This is a genomic window from Micrococcus sp. HG099 (assembly GCF_024723355.1).
GTDB classification, from domain to species: Bacteria; Actinomycetota; Actinomycetes; order Actinomycetales; family Micrococcaceae; genus Micrococcus; species Micrococcus endophyticus.
Genome location: NZ_JANQCJ010000121.1, coordinates 1 through 6,838 on the forward strand (window position 1 = coordinate 1; position 6,838 = coordinate 6,838).

At 76.2% G+C, this 6,838-nt stretch carries 5 protein-coding genes; 1 reads left to right on the top strand and 4 read right to left on the bottom strand.

Annotation, left to right across the window (positions count from 1 at the left end):
• The coding region (locus tag NWP10_RS09755; RefSeq protein WP_258300760.1) for a sensor histidine kinase at positions 1-944 on the bottom strand (944 nt) is incomplete at its 3' end.
• A gap of 176 nt (positions 945-1,120) precedes the next feature.
• Positions 1,121-1,978, bottom strand: coding sequence for a VOC family protein (locus NWP10_RS09760; RefSeq protein WP_258300761.1), 858 nt, complete (start codon positions 1,976-1,978; stop codon positions 1,121-1,123).
• A 72-nt stretch (positions 1,979-2,050) separates the two neighbouring features.
• Between NWP10_RS09760 and NWP10_RS09765 the strand changes: the two genes are divergently transcribed.
• Positions 2,051-3,178 carry a hypothetical protein gene (locus tag NWP10_RS09765; protein WP_258300762.1) on the top strand — a complete coding sequence of 376 codons (1,128 nt, stop codon included), beginning with the start codon at positions 2,051-2,053 and terminating at the stop codon, positions 3,176-3,178.
• A 142-nt stretch (positions 3,179-3,320) separates the two neighbouring features.
• Here NWP10_RS09765 and NWP10_RS12455 read toward each other — a convergent pair whose 3' ends face one another.
• A complete protein-coding gene (locus NWP10_RS12455) occupies positions 3,321-5,900 on the bottom strand; it encodes an FtsX-like permease family protein (RefSeq protein ID WP_309137720.1) in 2,580 nt (859 codons plus the stop codon).
• Between the two features lies 1 nt (position 5,901).
• A complete protein-coding gene (locus tag NWP10_RS09780; RefSeq protein ID WP_258300763.1) occupies positions 5,902-6,777 on the bottom strand; it encodes an ABC transporter ATP-binding protein in 876 nt (291 codons plus the stop codon).
• Between the last annotated feature and the right edge of the window lie 61 nt (positions 6,778-6,838).

The window sequence follows — 6,838 nt, forward strand, 5'->3', positions numbered from 1 at the left end:
GTGCCCAGGCGCACGGCCTCCGCCACGAGGTCCTCGAGGTCGGCCAGCCGGGGCAGGGAGTCGGGGGCGGTGTCGGCGTCGCGGAGGGTGTGCACCATGGTCTTCAGCTCGGCCACGGCCTCGCGCGCCGAGGACTCGATGCCGCGCAGGTGCCCGGCCGCGGCCTCCGGGTCGCGGTCCAGGGTGAGGCGGGCCGCGCCGGCCTGCACGCCCATGGCGGTCACGTGGTGGGCGACGACGTCGTGCAGCTCCCGGGCGATCCGCAGCCGCTCGAGGCTCACCTCCTGGGCCGCGATGCGGGCCTGCTGGGCGCGGATCTCCGCGTGCGCGGCCTCGAGCCGCTGCCGCCGGATCGCCTCGCGCCAGGCGCGGTCGCCGAAGCTCCACGCGCCGGAGAAGTAGGCGAGGTTCACCAGGAACTGGATGGCCGCGACCGCCGCGTACGCGTTGACGCCGCGCTCGCCGACCTCGGGGTCCGTGAACCCGTCCACGGTGGCCCAGCCGAGCCACACGGCCATGGCTGCGGCGACGGCGGTCCGGGACCACAGCGCCCGGCGCCGGTCCGGGCACCACGCGCCCACCGAGTAGAACCCGAGGAAGAGCACCACCTGGGAGGCGTACAGCTCGATCCCCACCCACGAGGCGAGCGCGATGTACAGCACCGAGACGGTCAGCATGACGGTCACGGGGAAGCGGCGGCGCCAGGCCAGCGGGAGCGCGAGGGCGGCCGCGCCGAGGGCCACCCAGCCGACGTCGTGCCTCCACGGCATCTCGCTGATGAAGTCCGAGAGGTAGGCCAGCTCGACGCCGGCCACGGCGAGGACGGCGGCCGTGATCGCGTCCGCGCGTCGCCAGCCGGGGCCCAGGGCGCGGGCGTGAGGGGCGGGCGCAGGGGTGCCGGCCGTCGCGACAGGCGCGGGGGACGCGGGTGCGGGGGCGGACATGCGCCTCACCCTAGCGAGGGGTCGGACGTGTCGCCTCCTCCGCGAGGAGGAGACGGGCGGGCGGGGAGGGGATGGCGGGACCGAGAAGGCGGGGCGCGAGATTCGGGTGACTTGTCGGGGGTCATAGGCCCCTTCACCCCCGACAAGTCACCCGAATCTCCAGGAAGCGCGCCCGCTCACCCCTGCCCGGGCAGCGCCTCGTTGATCTGGAACGTCGCGCCTGCGGGGTCCTGCACGGTGGTGACCCGGCCGAACGGCGAGTCCTGCGGGCCGTCCAGCACCTTCCCGCCGTGCTCGCGGATCACCTCGAGCGCGCGGTCGGTGTCCTCCACGGCGATGTACATCCGCCAGTAGCCCACGGCGTTCGTGGGCAGCCACTGGGTGGCGTCGCACAGCCCCGCGGTCGCGCCCTCGCCCGGGTGGTCGGTCGCGTAGCGGGGGCCGTCCTGGGCCGCGTCCTCGGCGTCCGCAGCGGCGTGCCCGTCCTCCGGGGCGCCGTCGTCGCCCATGAGCGTGGGCTGCCAGCCGGCCACGGCCCGGTAGAACTCCACGGCCTCGTCGAAGCGCGTGGACATCAGCTCGAACCACACGGACGTGCCGGGGGTCAGGGGGAGGTCGTGGCCCTCGAACGTGTCGGCCTGCCAGAAGCCCACCGCCTCGCCGCCGGGCCCGGCGACCATCGCCATGGTCCCGAGGTCGCCCACGGGCATGGCGTCGACGAGCACGGTGCCGCCGTGCTCGCGGACCGCGGCGAGGGTCGCGGCCATGTCCTCGGTGCGCAGGTACACGGTCCACGCGGCGGGGGCGGGGGCCTCGCCGGTCATGGCGGTCATCTGGTCGGCGTCCATGGCGCCGCCCACGGACGCGCCGTCCTTGGTGATCATGCGGTAGTGGCCGAACTCCTCGCCGGAGTCCGTGAAGGTCCACCCGAACAGGGCCTCGTAGAAGGCCTGCTGGGCGGCGAAGTCGGTGGCGGAGTAGTCGATCCAGGCGGGGGAACCGGCCCGGGCGGGGGTGGCGGTGTGCTCGCTCATGCGGCTCAGCGTAGGCCCGGGCGTGGGCGCCGTCACCGGTCGGGGCGTGTCGCGCGTGGGATCCTGGGAGGCGTGCCCACCCCCTCCTCCGCCGCCCCCGATCCCGCGTCCGCCCGCAGCGCGTCCGGCGCCCGCCCCGCGGACTCTTTGCCCGACGACGGCGCCCCGGTCCGCGTCCGGCTCGGCGTCCTCGTGGCCCGGCCGGCCGACCCCGCCGTCCTGGACACCCGGGCCCTCGCCGCGCAGCTCGACGCCGCCTACCCCGGCCTGACCTGGGACGTCACCGCCCGGCAGGAGGACCTCGGCGACGAGGACGACGACGCCCTAGACCTGCTCGAGATCACCCGCGACCGCATGCTGGACGAGGACTGGGACATCGCCGTCGGGGTGACGGGCGAGCCCCTGCAGCAGGGCCGGCACACCCTCACCGAGCAGGTCTCGCCCGTGCACGCGGCCGGCGTGCTCTCCCTCGCGCACCTCGAGGAGGCGCCCGTGGACGCCGTCGCGCGGGTGGTGGGGGAGGTGCTCGGCATCGATCCCGGCGACGACGCCCCCTCCGCCGCCGACCGACGCGCGGCCGCGGGCTGGGCCCGCCAGCTCGCGGACGACGTCGAGCACCGGGACCGCGAGGCCCCCGCCGCCTACGCGCTGCGCGTGGCGGGGCGCAACGCCCGCATGCTGCTGGGCACGGTGCGCGCGAACAAGCCGTGGACGCTGGCCGTCTCGCTCACGCGCTCCATGTCCACCGCGCTCGCCACGGGCGCGCTGACCCTGATCACCACGGACCTGTGGATGCTCTCCGCCGAGTACAACGGTGTGCAGATGGCCGTGCTCGGCGCGGTCTCGGTGCTCGCGGTGACGCTGTCCCTGATCGTGGGCGCGCACCTGTGGGAGCGGCCGCGCCGGCGGGCCGAGCGGGAGCAGGTGACGCTGTTCAACCTGGCGACGGTCCTGACGGTGCTGATCGGCGTGGTGGTGCTGCACGTGATGCTCATGCTCGCCGCGCTCGCCGGGGCGCTGCTGCTCGTGGACCCGGACGTGTTCCACGTGGTCACCGGGGAGCCCGGCGAGTTCGTGCAGTACGTGAAGCTCGCGTGGTTCGTGGGCGGGTTGGCCACGATCGGCTCCGCACTCGGCGCCGGCCTCGAGGACGACGACGCCGTCCGCGCCGCGATCTTCACCCGCGGCGCCTCGCGCTGAGCCCCGGGCCCGGGCCCCGCGCGTCGTCATGCCCCCACCCAGCAGTTCGGGGCGAGTTGTCGGAGGTCCAGGCGCCCCGGACCTCCGACAACTCACCCCAAACGCCCCCCGAACGCCCCCCCCGAGCGCGACCCTCAGCGGGTCACACGGTGGCCAGGCCCGCCACCGGGCTCAGCCTCGCGGCGCGACGCGCGGGCAGCAGCGACGCCGCCAGCCCGGCCAGGGCCGCCACGCCCACCACGAGCGCCAGCTCGAGCCACGGGATGGCGGGCCGCACGGTGCCGCCCCGGCCCACGGTCTCCACGAGCTCGCCGAGGATCAGCTGCGATCCGGCCCAGCCGTAGAACACGCCCAGCACGCAGCCCAGCAGGGCCGCCACCGCGGCGATCAGCACGGACTCGATCGCGATCATCCCGCGCAGCCCGCCCCGGGTCAGGCCCAGGGCCCGCAGCAGCGCGTTCTCGCGGGTCCGCTCGATCACGGACAGGCTCAGCGTGTTGGCCACGCCGATCAGCGCGATCAGCACGGACACGGCGAGCAGGCCCACCACGATCCACAGCATCACGTCGATGACCTGCGCGTACACCGCCCGGGTGGGGGCGCCGCCGTCGATGATCGAGGCCCCCTCCCCGGCCGCGGCCGTGATGTCCTCGGACAGGGCCTGCAGCCGGTCCACGGGCACGTCTCCGGCGAGGGCCACGAGCAGCTGGTCGGGGGCCTCGACGCCCTCGGTGGCCACGGGGGACCCGTCCCAGCTGGCGGCGCGCAGGCTGTCCGCTTCCACGTACACGCCGGAGCTGAGGTCGCCGGCGTGTACGGCGGAGAACGTCTGCTCGGTGCCGGCCACGGTGGCCGTCACGGTGTCCTCGTCCACCCAGCCGGGCACGAATGCGGTGCCGGGGTCGCCGAGGCCGTCCTCGCCGTCGGGCAGCTCGGCCACCACCTTCCGCAGGTCCGCGCCGGGGGTGGCCAGCACGGGGCTGCCGTTCTCGGTGGCGCCGACGGGCAGCGCGAGGGCCACGGCGGCGACGTCGTCCCGGGCGGCCACGGCCTCCGCGGCCCGCGCGGCGTCCCCGTCCGCGGGCAGGGAGAGGACGAGGTCCACGGGGTAGGCGGTGTCCAGGGCGAGGGCCGTCTGCTCCTGGGCGGTGCGCCCGCCGGTGAGGAACAGCGCCACGAGGGTGGTGCCCACGAGCAGCGCCGCGGCGGTGGCGGCGGTGCGGGAGCGGTGCCGGGTGGCGTTGAGGCCGGCCAGGCGGCCGGGGACACCGGCCGGGCGGGCCAGCACGGCGGCGCCGCGCACGGCGGCCGGCACGAACAGGGTGGCCAGCAGGAGGACGCCGATGAAGCTCAGCGCCCCGCCGCCGACGGCGGTCAGCGGCTCCGGCCGGAACGCGCCCCACAGCATGAGGGCGGTGCCGCCCATGGCCAGCACGGCGCCGATCACGGTGCGGACCACGCCGACGCGCGAGGCCACGGTGACCTCCTCGCGCGGGCGCAGCGCCTGCAGCGGGGACACGCGGGTGGCGGCCACGGCGGGCGAGAGCGCGGCGACCAGGGTCACCAGCACGCCGACCACCACGGTGATCGCCAGCCCGGCCGGGTCCATCCCGAAGGTGAGGGTGGGGAAGTCGAACGCGGAGCGCACGAACGCCACGCCGGCCAGCATCCCGACGACGGCCAGGGCCACGCCCAGCACCGAGCCGACGAGGCCCACCACGACCGCCTCGGTCAGCACGGACCCGCGCACCTGGCCCGCGGTGGAGCCGAGGGTGCGCTGCAGCGCGAGGTCGCGGGTGCGCTGGGCCACGAGCACCTGGAACGTGTTGCCGATGACGAGCGCGGTGACGAGAAGCGCCAGGGCCGCGAAGCCGCCCAGCACCCAGCCGAACACGTCCGTGCCGCCGCCGGCGCCGGCCAGCGTGTCGCGCACGGCCTCGTCCGGGGTGGTCACGCTCGCGGTCACGCCCTCCTGGGCCAGCACCGCGGCGGCGGCGTCGGCGACGGCGTCGCGGTCGGCCCCGTCGGTCAGGCGCAGCAGCACGTGGGGCGAGTAGGCCCCGGATCCGCCGGCCTCGCCGTCCTGCGGGGGGTTCACCGCGGCGATCACCGGCGCGGCGGCCCAGATCTGGGCGCCGGAGGAGAGGGTGGGGTCCGGCGAGCGGGTGGTCAGGCCCACCACGGTCGCGGTCTCGTCCCCGGCCCCGGCACCGGGGGCGCCGGTCAGGGCGATCTCGTCGCCCACCGCCACGCCCGTGCGCTCGGCCGTGCCGGTGTCCAGGGTGACGCCCCGCGCGTCGTCCGCGGCGGGGAACGCGCCCTCGGTGAGGGTCACGGGCAGCAGGGACGCGTCCCCGGGGACGGGCAGGAGGGTCGCGGTGAACTCGGTGCCGCCCGCGCTGCCGCCGGCCCACGTGAACTGGGTGGCGTAGGCCTCCTCGACGCCGTCCACGCGGCCCAGCGCGCCCGGCTCGGCCGGGGTGCCGGCCAGGCCGGGGAAGGCGGCGGTGGGGTCCTCGTCGGCGTGGTCGCTCGGCTCCGGGAGCACCACGAGGTCCGCGGCGGAGTACGTGTTGCCGAGTGTGGTGCGCAGGGTGGCCTGCGCGGACGCGGACACGAGGAAGGAGGCCGCGAGGAACATGGTGCCGATCAGGATGGCCAGCACCAGCGAGACGTAGCGGCGCGGCTGCGCGCGCAGCTGGGACAGGGCGACGGTCCACATGTCAGCGCCCCCCGTCCGCCGCGACGTCGAACGTGCCGGCCGCGTCCGCCGCGCCCGGCGCGGAGAGCGCCGCGAGCGCGTTCGTCACCGACTCGACCGTGGGGTCCAGCAGCTCGCCGGCGAGGCGGCCGTCCGCGAGCAGGACCACGCGGTCCGCGGCGGAGGCGGCCACGGGGTCGTGGGTGACCATGATGACCGTCTGGCCCATCTCGCGGGCCGAGCGGCGCAGCAGGCCGAGCACCTCGGCTGAGGTGGCCGAGTCGAGGTTGCCGGTGGGCTCGTCCCCGAACACCACGTCCGGGCGGGTGAGCAGGGCGCGGGCCACGGCGACGCGCTGCTGCTGGCCGCCCGAGAGCTCGTGGGGGCGGTGCTTGAGGCGGTCCGTGAGGCCGAGGGTGGCCGTGATCTCGTCCAGCCACGCGCGGTCCGGCCTGCGGCCGGCCAGCTCGAGCGGCAGCACGATGTTCTGCTCCGCCGTGAGCGTGGGCACGAGGTTGAAGGCCTGGAATACGAAGCCCACGCGGTCGCGGCGCAGGCGGGTCAGGGCGGTGTCCCCGAGCCCCGTGATCTCGGTGCCGCCGAGGACCACGGAGCCCGAGGTGGGGGTGTCCAGGCCGGCGAGGCAGTGCATCAGGGTGGACTTGCCCGAGCCCGAGGGGCCCATGATCGCGGTGAACGCGCCGGCGGCGAAGTCCACGTCCACCCCGCGCAGGGCGTGGACCTCGGCGTCGCCGCGCCCGTAGGTCTTGGTGAGGGCGCGGGCGGAGGCGGCGGGCGCCGTCGTCGTCGTGGCGGACGACGACGGCGTGCCCGGCCCGGGCGCGCCGGCGCCGGGGTGCGTGGGGTGGGCGGACTGCGAGTCGGCTGTGGTGCTCATGGCCTCCACTCTGCGCGCTGACCTGGGCGGGGCGGGTCGGAGGAGGGGATGGACTCTGGGG

Coding starts and splice junctions, on each gene's coding strand:
- NWP10_RS09760 (WP_258300761.1), bottom strand. CDS start 1,978: ATGAGCGAGCACACCGCCACCCCCGCCCGGGCCGGTTCCCCCGCCTGG.
- NWP10_RS12455 (WP_309137720.1), bottom strand. CDS start 5,900: ATGTGGACCGTCGCCCTGTCCCAGCTGCGCGCGCAGCCGCGCCGCTAC.
- NWP10_RS09780 (WP_258300763.1), bottom strand. CDS start 6,777: ATGAGCACCACAGCCGACTCGCAGTCCGCCCACCCCACGCACCCCGGC.